The organism is bacterium, assembly GCA_040756715.1.
GTDB lineage: Bacteria > UBA9089 > UBA9088 > UBA9088 > UBA9088 > JBFLYE01.
In genome coordinates this window covers 1-15,603 of record JBFLYE010000127.1, presented here as the reverse complement: position 1 = coordinate 15,603, position 15,603 = coordinate 1, and the positions used below count along the sequence as shown (strand labels likewise).

The window sequence follows — 15,603 nt, the reverse complement described above, 5'->3', positions numbered from 1 at the left end:
GTTTTATAAAATTTTTTCCCTTTTAATTCAAAATTCAACATTCAAAATTCATAATTTTATAAAGTTTTCCTTAAGATTATCTAAACACATACATTTTGTAAAGCGTTATGGAATTAACTATAAGATTCATCTCCTGCCTTAATGCACCTACCTCCCTTTGCACCTCCTCCCTTACAATCTTTCTTATCTTGTCAATATCATTCTTTGAAAGCTCGGAAGATACAGGAAAAGAAAGAAAAAAACCAATAAAATCAAAAATCTTTTCATAATTCAAGCCAGGAATGGCAATATAAGGATTCATTTTTTAAAACCCTTATTGTTTTTTCTAATTTAATTTTCTTTTCCTGAGAGGTTTTAGAAAGATAGCCATCTACAGAACCCTCTTTTTTAATCCCAGATACTGTTTCCATAAAATCATCGTCTAATACATTCACAATAGCAGAGTATATCCCTGCCTCGTGGCTAATACAAAATGCACCTTGATTCATAATAGACCTTAATTCTAAAGAGGGAATTCCCTGTGAGACATTTGATAATCCGCAGGTTGATTTACAAGGGGGGTCAAATAAAGAGGGAAGAATTTCAAGAAATTCTCTGAAATATACAACCTGCTTTTGGTCAACGGTTACTGTAAACATTACAGGGTCAATAAAGATTCTATCATTAGGAATGCCAAGGCTATTTGCCCTTTCTATAACATTTAAGGAAAGGGATGCCCTCTCATCAACATCCCTTGGAAGCCCAGCATCGGTAAGAAGGAGACAGATGATATTGCAATCATATTTGGAAGCTAAAGGAAGCATTTTTAAAAGACGCTCCTCTTGGCAGGAGGCAGAGTTTATAAGGGGTCTTTCTCTGCATAAAGAAAGCCCTCCCTCCATTGCCTCAGGGTTTGTTGTATCAAGGGACAAGGGAAGCTTTGAAACCTCTTGTATTGTTTCAACAATCCAAGACATAAGCTCTTTCCCCTCCTTTCTTGCAGGGCCAATATTTACATCCAGCATATCGGCACCCTTCTCCTCTTGCAAGAGAGCCAATTCTTGAATTGGCTTCTTATCCCTGTTCCTCATCGCTTCCCCTATCTTTCGTGAGCTGATATTAATGCTTTCTCCAATTAAAATCATAAGAATTTATTTTATTCTTAAATTTAAGTTTTATCAATAAATTTGTTTGATGTTAGAATTACCAAATATAGCAGATAACCTCTCCTCCAAGTAATCGCTTTCTTGCTTCCCTATCTGTCATTACACCATAGGGTGTGGTAAGGATAACCCTTCCCCTCCCTCCTAATACCTTTGGAATATTTTTCCAACCAACATATATCCTTCTTCCCGGCTTGCTTATCCTCCTTATCTCTGTAATCATAGGCTCCTTATCCTCTGAATACCTCAAAAATATCCTAAGTATCCCCTGGAGTTTATCTTCTATTACCTTCCATCCCTTTATATACCCTTCATCTTTAAGAATTCTTGCTATTTCTATTTTTATACCAGAGGAGGGAATATCAATCTGAAGATGGGATGCCCTTTGGGCATTCCTTATCTTTGTAAGCATATCAGCTATTGGATCAAAGCTTTTACTCATCTTACCAACTTGCCTTTATAACACCAGGGATTTTTCCGCTTGATGCCAATTCTCTAAAGCATATTCTACACATACCAAAATCACGAAGAAAACCCCTTGGTCTTCCGCATAACCTGCATCTGTTATAAAACCTTGTTTTAAACTTCGGTGTTCTCTTTTGCTTTGCAATCAATGATTTTTTTGCCATAATTATTTTACAAATGGAAAGCCAAAAAGCTCTAATAACCTCTTTGCCTCTTTATCACTCCTTGCTGTGGTTACTAATGTTATATTCATCCCCCTTATCTTTTCAACCTTATCATAATCTATTTCAGAAAAGATTATTTGCTCCTTTATTCCCAATGTATAATTGCCCTGACCATCAAATGATTGTGGTGATAATCCTCTAAAATCACGAACCCTTGGCAAAGCCATATTTAAAAGCCTGTCAAGGAATTCATACATCCTCTCCCTCCTTAAGGTAACCATACATCCTATGGCCATCCCCTTTCTCAATTTAAACCCTGCCTCTGATCTTTTTGCCTTCCTCTTTATAGCCTTCTGGCCAGAGATTAGGGTAAGTTCATCTACTGCCCTGTCTAGGAGCTTTCCATCCACTGTTGCATCTCCTACGCCCATATTAATAACAATCTTTGAAAGCCGTGGAACAGCCAGAGGATTTTTATATCCATCCTCCTTCATCATAAGGGGAATTATTTTATCTTTATAAATTGTCTTTAATCTCGCCATTATTCCTTCCTATCTATAGGCTCCTTGCATTTTCTGCATATCCTAACTTTATCTTGGTTTGAGGTAAATCCAACAGAAAACCTTGTTGGGCTTGTGCAATTAGGACAAACAAGGGCTACATTTGAGATATGAATAGGAGATTCCCTTTCAATAATCCCTCCCTGTCTATTTGCCTGGGTTGGTCTTGTATGCCTTTTTATCCTATTTATTCCCTCAACTAGAACCTTTTCTTTTTTAGGAAAAACCTTTATTATCTTTCCCTCCTTTCCCCTATCTTTTCCTGTTAAAACATATACCCTATCGTTTTTCTTTATCCTTAAACTCATTTTATTAAATTTTTACCACAATTTTTTTTCATTATACCACTTCTGGGGCAAGGGTTATTATCTTTGTAAAATTCTTTTGCCTCAATTCCCTTGCCACAGGCCCAAAAACACGAGTTGCCTTTGGATTTCCATCATTATCAATGATAATAGCTGAATTAGTGTCAAACCTTATATATGAGCCATCCTCTCTTCTTTGCTCCTTTCTTGTTCTAACCACAACAGCCTTAACCACTGAGCCTTGTTTGATAGGTGATGTAGGGATAGCCTCTTTAACAACACCAATAATTATATCGCCAAGTCCTGCATATCTTCTCTTTGAACCACCAAGAACCTTCATACACATAAGCTTTCTTGCTCCAGAATTATCTGCCACGCTTAACATTGTTTGCTGTTGAATCATTTTAATACCTCAACCACCGCCCATCTTTTCATCTTTGAAAGGGGCCTTGTTTCTATAATTTTTACCCTATCTCCAATTTTTGCTTTTTTTTCATTATGACAATAATATTTCTTTTTTCTCTTTTGATATTTTTTGTATAATGGATGCTTAACCATTGTTTCTCCCTCAACAACAACCGTCTTATCCATCTTATCACTAATTACAACACCGGTTCTTTCCTTTCTCATACCTTACCTCACTTCTGTCTTCTGACTTCTCTCTTCTGACTTCTGATTTATCCCAAGCTCTCTTTCCTTTACAATTGTATTAACCTGGGCAATTGTTCTCTTTATTTCCCTTATTCTTCTTGGATTCTCAATCTGCCTTATTACCTTTTGATGACGAAGGTTAAGAAGCTCCAAACAAAGCTCCTTTCTTTTATTTAAAAGCTCCTCATTTGTAAATTCCCTTAAATCAGCTGCCTTCACTTCTTTCCAATATTCTTGTTGCAATGGGAAGCTTATGGGAGGCAAGACGCAATGCCTCACATGCAACCTCCTTTGCCACACCTGTTAATTCAAAGAGTATCCTTCCTGGTTTTACAACCGCAACCCAATGGTCAACCGCACCTTTGCCTTTTCCCATCCTTGTTTCCAGAGGCTTTTTTGTTACAGGTTTATCGGGAAATACCCTTATCCATATCTTTCCACCCCTTTTTAAATGACGGGTTATAGCAATCCTTCCTGCCTCAATCTGCCTTGCAGTTATCCAATGTGGCTCTAGGGCAACCAGGCCATAATCACCAAATACAAGAAACCCTCCTCCCTTTGTTGGTCCTGCCATTCTCCCCCTCTGCTGTTTTCTATATTTAACCTTCTTTGGCATCAACATTTTTTCTTAAATAAAAACAAAAGGATAACATTTTATAATCTCTCCTGTCAATCTTTTTTGAAACTTACCCCCTGCCTTTTAGGCTAAATTTGGATTTTTAAGGAAAATTGAGGTCTCTTTTAAAATAACCCACAACGCTACATCAGCTTTTCCATAATTCTCTGAGCCCTTCCCTCTATCTTCTCTGTTAAATCTTCTGCCTTTTCCTTTATCTCCCTTTTTTGTTTCTCTGTTTCCTCTATAATCCTCTTTATTAGCTCCTCTTTGCTTATCCCTTTATCTTTTGGGATAAGGCCTATAATGTATTTCAAGGTAGCCTCATCTAGGCCAGTGAGCTTGGTTTGTATTACATCTTTAGCACTTTCCTGGGAAAGAGCAGGCACTTGTCCTTCTGGTTTCTCTTCTTCTTCAAAAACAGAAGGGAAAGCAGGGGGTGAAAAAGGAAACCCGGGATAAGCAGGTTCTTCCTCTACCTTTTGATAGCCTTGGCTGGGAGGAAAAAATTCAAAGGATTCTTCTCTTTTCTCTGGTAAAGCTGGATAAAATCCCTCTTCTTTTTCCATAGGAGGAACTGGAAAATAAAAATCCTCAGTTCTTCTTGTCTTTACACCAAGCCTTTCAATTATTTGAGAAACCGCGGGTTGACCAATCTGACCTAGGGCAGTAGTTACTGCCTTGCTTACCCTTGGGTCAGGATCGGCCAATGCCCTGGTTAAAGCAGGGATTGCCTCCTTACTTCCTAGCTTGCCAAGGGCAATTGCCGCAGATTGCCTGATATACCATTCATTATCCTTAAGCCTTTCAATTATTGCAGGAACAGCCTTTTTATCTCCTATCTCACCTAGGGCAGTTACATATGCCCTCCTTACATATGGATGATAATCTCCCACCACAGTTAAAGCTTTAACAAGGGCAGATGAAGCCTCAAGGCTTTTTGTTTGACCAAGTGCAAGTGCAGATGCTTCTCTCACATACCATTTGTCATCCTCAAGGCTCTGAATCAAATGACCAACCGCATCATTTCCAATCTTTCCAAGGCTGATAGTAGCCGCCTCACGAACATAGGGATGGCTATCAGAAAGGGACTTCATAAGATGGGGAATAGCTGCTTTTCCAATAGCTCCTAATGCGTTGGCCGCACCCTCTCTGGCATAAAGGTTTCCATCGCCTAATGCCCTTATAAGCCTAACAATACTTAGCTCACCTATCCTTATCAATGCTTGAATAGCTGCATGTCGAACATATGGATGGTTATCGCCAAGCCTCTCAATCAAAGGAGCAACTAACTCAGGGCTTTTAAGCTGACCAGCAGCAATTGCAGCTGTTTCCCTTATAAATGCATTTGGATTTGAAAGGGATGATGTAAGAACAGGAACAACAGGCTCTCCCATTTTGGCAAGTGAGGTAGCACAGGCTATCCTTAAGCTTTTATTTGAATGATTCATAACTGTGGTAAGTGCAGAAATGGTTTCTGGTTTTCTTAGGGCTCCTAATGCAATGATACAGGCTGATTTTACTCCCTCATCCTCTTCAATTACAAGCCTTTTAGCTAAAGCACCTGCTTCACTCTCTGCCTTAAGGTCCTTTAAAACAATCACCGCGGTTGCCCTAACGCTTGGGTTTTCATCCTGCAGGGCTTTAACAATGCTTGGTATGGCATCCTCTTCTTGCATCTCTGCTAATGCTATTAAAGCAGATGGACGAACCTCTGGGTTATCATCCTTTGTTTTTTTAATAACTACAGATATAGCTGGCTTTCCAATTCTGCCCAATGCCTTTCCTACAGCCTTTCTAACCGAGGGGTCAGAATCATTCAAAGAATTTACAAGGAATTTTATGCTAGATTTTCCAATTTTTCCTAAAGCAACCACCGCAGCCTCTCTTAAAGCAGGGTCTTGGTCTTTTAAAATATGAGAAAGGGGAATAACTGCCTTTTCGCTCTTTATCTTTCCAAGCCCAACACAGGCTGCAGAAACTACAGGCTTACTAAAGTCAGAAAGCCTGTCTATAAGGTAATCTGCTACACTATCACCTCCTATCTGACCCAATGAGACTACCACAGCCTGTCGAACAATTGGTTCATCGTCATTCAATACAGTTTTTAAAGGCTCTATTGCAGGTGGAGTTCCAATCTGACCAAGGGTTATTGCTGACTGCCTCCTTATAAATTTGTCAGGGTCAGCCAATCTTTGCGAAATAACATCAACTGCCTCAGATGCCTTAATTAACCCAAGTGTTTCTAAAGCTGATAAAGCCGTGTTTCTATCCGATGCATTTTGCAATGTATGAATCAAAGCAGGTATTGCCTTTTTTCCTATTTGGCTTAAGGCAAAAACAGCAGCAGCGCGAATCTCCTTTTGTCCATCAGAGAGGGTTGAAATAAGCTCTGGAATAGCAGGTTCTCCTATATGGCCTAAAGCCAAAGCCGCAGCTTGACGGATGTTTAACTTTTCATCCTTAAGCTGGGGCATTATCTCACCAATCTTTATTACTTCAGGCATCGTAAAAAATCAAAGTGGAAAACAAACTTACATTTTTTTCAATTTTTTCCTATGTGTTTCTTGATATTTATTAATATCAAACCCACAATTAATGAGTCCTATAGATACGACATAGATAGCCTCCATCTTTGGTTTTGCATTTTGAATTTACTTTATCGCTCCCTTTCTTTTTAAGATTATAAGAAATTTTTCCACCACATCTTTATTAAACTGACTTCCTGCATTCTTTTTAAGCTCAGCTGCTGCCTCCTCAATAGACAGAGCAGACCTATACGGCCGCTCAGATGTCATAGCATCAAAGGCATCTGCCACATTGATTATAGAAGCACCAATATAGATATTTCCATTCTTTTCTCCATATGGATAGCCCTTTCCATCGGGTCTTTCGTGATGGTATGAAACAGCAGTCATAACATCCTTGTGAAAACCAGCAGGCTCTAATATCTTTGTCCCAATCACTGGATGCTCCTTTATTGCCTCAAATTCCTCATTGGTTAATCTACCTGGCTTAAGTAAAATATCCTCCTTTATCCCTATCTTTCCAATGTCATGAAGAAGACCTGCAATATAAAGCCTTTCAATCTCCTCGGCGGAGAGATGGAATTCTTTGGCAATGGCGGTTGTGTATCTTGCCACAGCCTCTGAATGACCCCTTGTATAATGGTCTTTTGCCTCAATTGCGGCAATTAGTGTTTTTACTGTAGCAAGATAGGCAGATTTTATCTCAGAGGTCAGGTTTGTATGGATAATTGCAGCTGCGGCAAGGTTTGCAAGAAACGATAAAACAGAGAGGTCATATTGGGTAAATGGGCTAATGTTATTCATCCTATTTACAGAAAGGATGCCGATAATCTCATCCTTTACAGAAAGCGGAACGCAAAGGGCTGATTTTATCTTACTCTTTGATTTGTTTAAAAGAAGGGGTTTGCCTGTTTCTACGACCTTTCCTGCTATCCTTTCTCCTATTTTTGTTTTTGTTGTCTTTACAATGTCCTCTGAAAGTCCAACCGAGGCTTTTATTGAAAGCTCCTTTTTATCCTTATCAAGTAGCATCAAAGAGCCTGTTTCACCTTTTAGCTCATTAAGGGCTGATTTCATAATCACAGTAAGGAGGTCTTCGCTTGTTAAAGAAGAGGATAAAAAGCCTGATACACTTGAAAGCCTTTTTATCATGGCTGTATTGCTCTCTTTTATTACTTTATTAAGAAAACCCTCTGATTTTTTAATGACCTCTGCGGCATTATTACTGTTGTTTCCTACGATAGATGAGAGGGCTGAAAGATGAAGAGAGGAAAGCTTATCTATTGGAAAATCCAGGAATTTTTTTATTCTATTCCTTGTTTTTTTCCCATTGGTTAAAAACTTAAGGAGGCTTTGGGTATAATCTTTAACCACACTATCTTCCATTCTCTTTAAAAAGATTTTATATTTTTGTCTTATTTTTGTCAAGTGCGTTTTGCTTAAAAAAATATAAAATACTTGATATTGGACATATTGATATGCTATCATTAAATATATATGATGATAGAGGAAGAAGTAAGAGAAAGGGCAAGGATAAGGGAAGAGAATAAGAGGATATTAAAGGAGGAGCTTTCTGGGAAAGAGGTAATCATCAAGATAAATATTATAAGGGATAAGGAGAGAAAATATTTTGTTGAGGATGTAAAGGAGGCAAGGATAAAGCAAGAAAGGGGAAATGTTCTTGGGGTAAGGCTTACAAATCCCCTGTTCAAAGAAGAAGAATCTCCATTTATTAAATACCCAAATTCTATAATCACCCCGGAAAGAATTGCTGAAAAGAAGAAGAGAATTCTTATTGTCTATTCATCTGATTATGACCTTGAAAGGGATTTTAGAAGGCTTCATAGAAAGACAAAACAGGATTTAACAATTACAATTATATATCCAGAATGATTTAAATTTTTAGAGAAAATGTCGCCCATTGTAGGATTAGATATTGGAACCACAAAGGTTTGCGTCTGTGTCGGTGAAATAAAAAAGAATGGAAAGATAGAGATAATCGGCATAGACACAAAGCCCTGTTCTGGTCTGCATAGGGGAATGGTCTCAAATATTTCCCAAACAACAGCATCCATTGAACAATCTATGAGTAAGGCTGAGCTTATGTCAGGAAGCAAGATAGAATCTGTTACAATTAACATCTCAGGAAGCTCGGTTAAAGGCATTACAAACCCAGGAATGATAGCTATTAAAAAGGGAGGAGGGATAACAAAACTTGATGTTAAAAGGGTTATTGAAACAGCAAAGGCGGTTAATATTGCCCAGGATATGGAGATTCTCCACTACCTTCCCCAATCTTACAGGGTGGATGACCAGGATGGCATAGAAGATCCTGTGGGTATGATAGGGATGAGGCTTGAAACAGAGGTTTATTTTATAACAGCAAAGAAGACAGCCATCCAAAACCTTATGATGTGTGTTGAAAAGGCAGGCCTAAAGATGATTAACCAGCCTGTTTTATCATTATTGGCAGGAGCAGAAGCCGTCCTTTCTCCTGATGAAAAGCATCTTGGTGTAGCCTTAATTGATATTGGCGGTGGAACAACGGATATGGCTATATTTATAGAGGGCAATCTCCATCATTTATATACCATTTCTATTGGAGGAACGAATATCACAAAGGATATCTCAATTGTTCTTAAAACATCCTTTGAGAATGCAGAGAGGATAAAAAGGGAAAGGGGGTGTTGTTTTTCTTCCCTTATTTCTGAAAATGAGGAGATAGTCCTCCAGCCCTTTGGAGGACAAAAAGAGCAAAGCGTTCCAAGACATATTCTATCTGAGGTAATCCAATCAAGGATGGAAGAAATGTTTTCTATGTTGGATAAGGAGATTACAAGGTTTAAACCAAGGATAAATGCAGGTGTTGTCTTGATAGGTGGTGGAGCAATGATGGGAGGTTGTGTTGAGCTTTGTAAAGAAATATTCAATCTTCCCGTAAGGCTTGGTATTCCTCAAAACATAGGTGGTCTGGTTGATGCTGTATCTACGCCATTCTATGCTCCATCGGTTGGTCTTGTTATGCTTTCTGCCAAGGAGCATCATAAAAAAGGGAGAAAAAAGGCGTCAATATCTCTCCCCTGGTGGAAGAGGGCAAAGGATTTTTTCCGGATATGAAAAAAATTCAAAATTCAAAATTCAAAATTCAAAACTACAACTTGAAATTCAAAATTATCTTTTTCTTTTTATTATCCGCAGGCATTGGCTTTTGTGATATTGGGCTTATAAAGATAGATGGCGTTATTAACCCGATAACAGCAAGGTTTGTGAGGAATAGTTTAGCCAAGGCAGAGCAAAAAAACCTCTCTTTAGTTATTATAAAGATTGATACACCAGGTGGCCTTGTTACATCTACCCATGAAATTGTAAAAGAGCTTTTAAATTCAAAAATCCCTGTTTGTTCTTATATATCTCCAAAGGGAGCAAGGGCTGCATCTGCGGGTGTATTTATCTGCCTTGCCTCTGATATTGTTGCTATGGCACCCTCTACCCATATTGGTGCAGCACACCCTGTCTCAATGGGAGAGGGAATGTCGGAGAAAATTGAAGAAAAGATTTTAAATGACCTTGTGGCAGAGATAAAGGGGATAGCAAGAGAGAGAAAGAGAAACATAGAATGGGCAGAAAAGGCAGTTAGGGAGAGCAAATCAATAACCGACGAAGAGGCTGTTAAGCTTAACATTTGCGACATTATTGCTTCTTCTCTAGATTCTCTGCTCACTAAACTTGAGGGAAGAATAGTAACGAGGGATAATGAAAAGATTGTTCTTCACACAAAAAACAAAAAAATAACTGAGATAAAGATGAGCTTTAGGGAAAAATTCCTCCATTCTTTGGCTGAGCCGAATATTGCCTACATTTTCTTAATCCTTGGAATATATGGCTTAATCTATGAATTCGCCTCACCGGGTATTGGTTTGGGAGCTATTTTGGGAAGCATATTTTTGATTATGGCATTCTTTGGGCTTTCCAACCTATCTATCAACCTTGCTGGCCTTCTTCTTATCCTCCTGGGTTTTACTTTGCTGATTGCCGAGATAAAGGCACAAACCCCTGGGGTATTCCTTTTGGGTGGTGGCGTAGCCTTAACACTAGGCTCATTTATGCTCATTGATTCCTCATTTTCCCCTGAGGTCGCCATTTCACACTCCCTTATCCTCTCTATTAGCATAACCACGGTTGTTTTGTTTTTTATATTGATAACCTTAGGTATTAAGGCACAATTTAGAAAGGTAAAAACAGGCTCAAAAGGGATGATTGGAAATAGGGGAAAGGCAACAACCCAAATTCAAAAAGAGGGGATGGTCTTTGTAGATGGTGAGCTATGGAAAGCAAGATCAGAGGAAGAGATAGAAAAGGATACCGAGATAGAGGTTGTTGCTATTGAAGGCTTGGTTCTTAAGGTAAAGAAGGTAGTATAGTGGAGGTAATCTGCACAAATAGAAAAGTATGGTTTAATTATGAAATTTTGGAAACCATTGAGGCGGGAATTTCCCTTACAGGATACGAGGTAAAGGGATTAAGGGAAAAAAGGGGGAATATAGCAGAGGCATTTGCTAGAATAGAAAATAATGAATGTTTTTTGTATAATTGCCATATCAGTCATCAGGGAGGAGGGGATTTAGCAAGAAAGAAAAAGCTCCTTCTCCATAAATACCAGATTGAAAGGCTAAGGGGAAAGATGGAGGAAAAAAGGATGGCCCTTGTTCCAACCAAGGTTTATTTTAAAAAGGGAAGGGTAAAGGTAGAGCTTGGGCTTGGCAGGGGAAAAAGGCTTTATGATAAGAGGGAGGCGATAAAGAAAAGGCTCCATACCAGGGAGATAGAAAGAGCATTAAAAAATAAGTAAGAAGCTAAACACATACTAAAATTTTGAATTTTGAATGTTGAATTTTGAATTAAAAGGGGAAAAATTTTATAAAACTTACTCTTTCAATCCAAAATTCAAAATTTAGAATTCAAAATTTTAATAACTATCTATTTTTGCACTAAGTGAGGGAAGATACTATAAATATGTCCCTTTATAATGAGACGCTTGAGATTCTTAAAAATCAGGGTATAAGGTTAAAGAAAGACCTTTCCCAGAATTTCCTTATCAATGAGGGGGTAATAAACAAAATCATTAGGGAATTAGAGCTAAAAAAGGATGATACCATATTTGAGATAGGAGGGGGGATTGGTCTTTTATCAAGAAGGATTGCATCAAATGTAGCTAGGCTTATTTCCTGCGAAATAGACCCTAATTTTGTTCCAATTCTTAAAAAAAACCTTGAGCCATTTAAGAATGCAGAGATAATAGAAGATGATATTTTAAAGACAAACCTTTCTTTGCTTTTAAAAGATAAGGCAAAGATAATCGGCTCTCTTCCATATCACATAACCACACCCATAATCCTCCATCTTCTAAAATTTAGGGATTATATTACATTTTGCATACTTATTCTCCAATATGAGGTTGCAAAAAGGGTTATATCTTGTTCTGGAAGGGATTATGGGATGCTCTCTATTCTCCTTCAAATTTATACAAAACCTGAGATGCTCATAAAGATAAGCCCGAATTCATTTTTTCCCAGACCAAAACCCTACTCATGCCTTATTAAACTTAATTTTTTAGAAAAGCCCCTTATTGCCCCCCTGCCAAATTTTTTTAAGATTGTAGAAATCCTATTTTCACAAAGAAGAAAGAAGATAATAAATTCCCTTTTAAGGCTTAAGATTCCAAAGAAGGAGCTAATTTCTTTCTTAAAAAAGGAAGGGATAAATCCAGATATTAGGGTTGAGAAATTAAGCATCTTTGATATTTCTAAAATAGCATCTTTACCCTTCCTTTAAACAGGAATTTATAAATATAGAGACAAGCTCAGGATCAAAATATGAGCCAGATTTTTCTTGTAAGAAGGCAATTCCTTCTTTTTTTGTCCTTCCTTCCTTTAAAAGCCTTGAGAAATTATCAGAGATGGCAATTATTCTTGAGCCAATAGGAATGGCCTCACCAGAGATGCCATCTGGGTATCCTGTGCCATCGTAGTTTTCATGATGGTGATAGATAAGCTTGATAATGGGCTTAAATCCTGCATAGGAACGCAAGATCTGAACGCTCATAACGGGATGCTGCTTTAGTCTTTCGACCTCTTCTGGGTTAAGAAAACGCTCATCCTTCAAAAGGATTTCCTCTGGGATACCAATTTTTCCAATATCAATAAGGTATGATGCAGAAGCTATATTTTTTATTTCATCCTCAGAAAGCTCTTTATTCTTTGCCAGTTGCTCTGCAAATTTTCCCACCATTTCGGAATAACCCCTTGTCCTTGGGTCTCTTGTCTCAATGATGGCTGATATGGTTTTAAATGTTTCTATGGTATGCCTTTCCAGGTTTAGGTATAAACGGATATTTTCAATAGCAATAGAGACCTGTGAACTAAGGGTAGTAAGGAGACCCAGATCATCCTCATTGTAATCTGCCTCCATTAACTTCTCAGAAAAAGAAAGAACACCTATTGGCTCATCCTTAACAACAATGGGGCAGGAAATGTATGAGGTAGGCTTATACATTCTTTTATCCTCCTCCCTAATTCTCTTATCCGTTTTTAGATCAGAAACAAGAATTATCTCCTTTTCTAATGCACAAACACCAGCTATTCCCTTTCCCAGACTAAGCCCCCCTTCCCTTTTTTTCTCTAATTCACTTAAACCCATTTCTCCTTTAAGAATAAGCTCCCTATCCTCGATAAGGTGAAACCAAGCCTTCTTTGAGCGCATTACCCTTGCTCCAAAGGATATAACCCTTGAATAAAGCTCATCCAGATTAGGCACAGAAGCAATCTCCTTTACCATTTGATTAACCGTTGAAAGCTCAAGGGCTTTCTTCTTTATATCAAGGAAAAGGCTTGCATTTTCAATAGCAATAGCCATCTGATTTGCAAAAACCAAGCCCAATCGGACATCGTCCTTTGTAAAATATGGCTCCTTATTAAAAAATTCTATTACACCCAAAAGGTTTTCTCCTGATATAACAGGGATACCAAGGAGGGTTTTACAAGAGATTGTTCTAATTGGTGCAAACCTTGGGTCTTCCTCGCATTTATCAATTATTAAGGGCTTTTTATTCTCTCCTATCCACTTTACAGTATCATCCCCTCTTTTAATAATGCCTTCAAAATCCCTTTCATCCATTCTTCCCTTTCCCCTGGCAGATATAAGGAGATAGATTCCCTCCTTTGGCTCAAAAAACCAACCAAATTCACATTCTAATAACTCACACCCTATATTAAGAGATAAACCGATTATTTCTTTTATATCCTTTCTTAACATCATCTCACCCGCTATCCTCTTTATTCCTAAAAGCTCTTTTATCCTTTTCTGGGAAATGTCATAAAGAATGGCTGTTTCTATGGCTAGAGCAGCCTCATTTGCTAGGGTTGCAAGCAAGTCCATATCTGCCTTTTCAAATATGCCCTGACCCTTTCTATTGCTTAAAGAAAATACACCGATAAGCCTATTCTTTGTTATCATTGGAACGCACAGGCTATCCTTTGTCGTTTCACGAACCCCAGAAAACCTCTCATCAAGCACCCTTCCAAGAAGAATAAGGGGTTTTCTCTCCTTTGCTACCCATCCAGCTATAGAGCCATCACCTACATATTTCTTTGTGTTTCTTATTATCTCATCCGAGAGACCAGAGGCTACCTTTATGGTCAATTCATTTGTCTTTTCATCCAAAAGCATAATTGAGCCATTCTCACAAGAAAAAAGCTCACATCCCTTTTTAAGGATAAGCTGTAAAACATTATTAAGCTCCTTTCCCTCAGCGAGGGTTCTGTTTATCTCATAAAGGGAGACAAGCCCGGCGGTTAGGTTCTTAAGCTTATAATACATTTTTGTCTGATGTATGACAATGGCTGCTTGGGTAGAAATGCCTTCTAAAATATTAAGGTCAGCCTCGGTAAATGGCTGATTTCCATTCTTGTTGAATAATGCCATAACACCAACATTTTTTTCCTGATAAATTAAAGGGATAAATAAAGAGGAGATAACCTTTCTCTTTAGGGGATTTGTAAATCTTGGCTCTTTTGTCAAATCAGGGCAGCTTATCGGCTTATTAGACTTTAAAGCCTCGCCAACTAAACCCTCATCCATTTTACACCTGACCCCATAGACCATATCAACCAGGGGATAAACTGTAATACAGAAAAGCTCCTTTGCCTCTTCATCAAAAACCCAAACCTCGCTCTTCATTGCACCACTTGCTCTAAATGCCTCTTTAAGGATAATGTTTAGCTGGTCTTCTAGGTCAAGCACCTCTTCCTTTAATGATTTATCTATCTTTGATAGGGCAATAAATGCCTGCTTTTCCTTCTGTAAGGCAAGGGAAGTTTCTTCATATTGGCTTGCGTTAGAAATAGAAGATGCAGCATAGGAGGAAAGGGTAATCAAAGCCTCTTTTTCTTCCCTCCCTATTTTATGCTTCTTTTTGAAATATAGCTCAATGGTTCCTATAATGTTTCCAGCAAGGGTTAAGGGTATGCCAATAAAATATTTGTAATCGCTGCTCCATTTAGGTCTTTCTTTTGGAAGCTCTGAATAGACAATATCCTCTTTTTCTTTTACCATAAGACCAAAGGTGTTATCGGGTTTTCCCTGAATATTCAAAGAATACCTTGGCCATGGTATTCCTTCGGCAATCTGCTCAACCATACAGGCTATGGCATTCTTTGCAAGAAGAAAGCTGGATGTTGCTGTTTGTTCAAAGACATCGGCTAAATTAAGGCTTCCTGCCAAAGAAAGGCTTGCTTTTTGAAGGCAGAAAAGCCTTTCTTTTCTTTTTTTGTTTCTTCTCTTTTCCTCTTGGACGATAATCGTAGAGAAAAGGAGGAAAAAGAGGACAAGATACATAGCAGGGTGCATAGGAATACCTGTTTTGTAATTAAGAAATATTGTAACTCCTATAAAAGAAAGGACAATTAGCCATATAAAAACATCAAATATAAACCCTAATTTTTTCATACCTTAAATTATTACAAAAAATTCCCTATTTGTCAAAGGTTTTGTTTTTGGATGCTGATCTTATTTGCCTTTCAGCATGCTTGTTGTCAGCATTCACTTCAGGATGGGCTACAAAGGGTAGCTCTTTGTATAGTATCTTCCATCACTTAGTGCAAAAATAGATAGGGTG

General features: G+C 38.1%; 18 protein-coding genes. 5 read left to right on the top strand and 13 right to left on the bottom strand.

The genetic code is table 11. From position 1 onward, the window contains the following. Nucleotides 1–76: 76 nt before the first annotated feature. From AB1397_04985 to AB1397_04930, 12 genes are all read right to left on the bottom strand, one after another. Nucleotides 77–301 carry a hypothetical protein gene (locus AB1397_04985; GenBank protein MEW6482338.1) on the bottom strand — a complete coding sequence of 75 codons (225 nt, stop codon included), beginning with the start codon at nucleotides 299–301 and terminating at the stop codon, nucleotides 77–79. Then, the gene (locus AB1397_04980) at nucleotides 264–1,124 is read right to left on the bottom strand and encodes a dihydropteroate synthase (GenBank protein ID MEW6482337.1); all 861 of its coding nucleotides are present in this window, start codon (nucleotides 1,122–1,124) and stop codon (nucleotides 264–266) included. Before AB1397_04980 ends, AB1397_04985 begins: the two co-directional genes overlap by 38 nt. A 58-nt stretch (nucleotides 1,125–1,182) precedes the next feature. Continuing rightward, the gene (rpsH, locus tag AB1397_04975; GenBank protein MEW6482336.1) at nucleotides 1,183–1,584 is read right to left on the bottom strand and encodes a 30S ribosomal protein S8; all 402 of its coding nucleotides are present in this window, start codon (nucleotides 1,582–1,584) and stop codon (nucleotides 1,183–1,185) included. Between the two features lies 1 nt (nucleotide 1,585). Beyond that, nucleotides 1,586–1,771 (bottom strand): type Z 30S ribosomal protein S14, encoded by a 186-nt coding sequence (locus tag AB1397_04970; protein ID MEW6482335.1) that lies wholly within the window; start codon nucleotides 1,769–1,771, stop codon nucleotides 1,586–1,588. A gap of 2 nt (nucleotides 1,772–1,773) precedes the next feature. Continuing rightward, complete coding sequence (gene rplE, locus AB1397_04965) at nucleotides 1,774–2,313, bottom strand: 50S ribosomal protein L5 (protein MEW6482334.1); 540 nt, start codon at nucleotides 2,311–2,313, stop codon at nucleotides 1,774–1,776. Further along, the gene (gene rplX / locus AB1397_04960) at nucleotides 2,313–2,639 is read right to left on the bottom strand and encodes a 50S ribosomal protein L24 (protein ID MEW6482333.1); all 327 of its coding nucleotides are present in this window, start codon (nucleotides 2,637–2,639) and stop codon (nucleotides 2,313–2,315) included. The genes rplE and rplX overlap by 1 nt, the downstream gene beginning before the upstream one ends. 31 nt (nucleotides 2,640–2,670) lie before the next feature. Continuing rightward, nucleotides 2,671–3,039, bottom strand: a complete 369-nt coding sequence (gene rplN / locus AB1397_04955; GenBank protein MEW6482332.1) for a 50S ribosomal protein L14 — start codon at nucleotides 3,037–3,039, stop codon at nucleotides 2,671–2,673. Further along, on the bottom strand, nucleotides 3,036–3,266 hold the full coding sequence (rpsQ, locus tag AB1397_04950; GenBank protein MEW6482331.1) for a 30S ribosomal protein S17: 231 nt from the start codon (nucleotides 3,264–3,266) through the stop codon (nucleotides 3,036–3,038). Before rpsQ ends, rplN begins: the two co-directional genes overlap by 4 nt. A gap of 3 nt (nucleotides 3,267–3,269) precedes the next feature. Then, a complete protein-coding gene (rpmC, locus tag AB1397_04945) occupies nucleotides 3,270–3,506 on the bottom strand; it encodes a 50S ribosomal protein L29 (GenBank protein ID MEW6482330.1) in 237 nt (78 codons plus the stop codon). After that, the gene (gene rplP, locus AB1397_04940) at nucleotides 3,493–3,909 is read right to left on the bottom strand and encodes a 50S ribosomal protein L16 (protein ID MEW6482329.1); all 417 of its coding nucleotides are present in this window, start codon (nucleotides 3,907–3,909) and stop codon (nucleotides 3,493–3,495) included. The genes rpmC and rplP overlap by 14 nt, the downstream gene beginning before the upstream one ends. A 137-nt stretch (nucleotides 3,910–4,046) precedes the next feature. Next, on the bottom strand, nucleotides 4,047–6,410 hold the full coding sequence (locus AB1397_04935) for a HEAT repeat domain-containing protein (protein ID MEW6482328.1): 2,364 nt from the start codon (nucleotides 6,408–6,410) through the stop codon (nucleotides 4,047–4,049). A 147-nt stretch (nucleotides 6,411–6,557) separates the two neighbouring features. After that, complete coding sequence (locus AB1397_04930) at nucleotides 6,558–7,817, bottom strand: HD domain-containing phosphohydrolase (protein ID MEW6482327.1); 1,260 nt, start codon at nucleotides 7,815–7,817, stop codon at nucleotides 6,558–6,560. A 111-nt stretch (nucleotides 7,818–7,928) separates the two neighbouring features. Between AB1397_04930 and AB1397_04925 the strand changes: the two genes are divergently transcribed. The 5 genes from AB1397_04925 (at nucleotide 7,929) to rsmA (ending at nucleotide 12,263) form a co-directional block, all read left to right on the top strand. Then, nucleotides 7,929–8,324: a hypothetical protein gene (locus AB1397_04925; GenBank protein MEW6482326.1), complete on the top strand. Its 396-nt coding sequence runs from the start codon at nucleotides 7,929–7,931 to the stop codon at nucleotides 8,322–8,324. 18 nt (nucleotides 8,325–8,342) lie between these two features. Then, nucleotides 8,343–9,548 carry a cell division protein FtsA gene (gene ftsA / locus AB1397_04920; protein ID MEW6482325.1) on the top strand — a complete coding sequence of 402 codons (1,206 nt, stop codon included), beginning with the start codon at nucleotides 8,343–8,345 and terminating at the stop codon, nucleotides 9,546–9,548. After that, a complete protein-coding gene (locus AB1397_04915) occupies nucleotides 9,545–10,852 on the top strand; it encodes a nodulation protein NfeD (GenBank protein MEW6482324.1) in 1,308 nt (435 codons plus the stop codon). The genes ftsA and AB1397_04915 overlap by 4 nt, the downstream gene beginning before the upstream one ends. Next, a complete protein-coding gene (gene smpB, locus AB1397_04910; protein MEW6482323.1) occupies nucleotides 10,852–11,280 on the top strand; it encodes an SsrA-binding protein SmpB in 429 nt (142 codons plus the stop codon). The genes AB1397_04915 and smpB overlap by 1 nt, the downstream gene beginning before the upstream one ends. 143 nt (nucleotides 11,281–11,423) lie before the next feature. Further along, nucleotides 11,424–12,263 (top strand): 16S rRNA (adenine(1518)-N(6)/adenine(1519)-N(6))-dimethyltransferase RsmA, encoded by an 840-nt coding sequence (gene rsmA, locus AB1397_04905; protein ID MEW6482322.1) that lies wholly within the window; start codon nucleotides 11,424–11,426, stop codon nucleotides 12,261–12,263. Here the strand turns inward: rsmA and AB1397_04900 are convergent. Then, complete coding sequence (locus tag AB1397_04900; GenBank protein MEW6482321.1) at nucleotides 12,249–15,434, bottom strand: GAF domain-containing protein; 3,186 nt, start codon at nucleotides 15,432–15,434, stop codon at nucleotides 12,249–12,251. The genes rsmA and AB1397_04900 overlap by 15 nt on opposite strands. Nucleotides 15,435–15,603 lie beyond the last annotated feature (169 nt).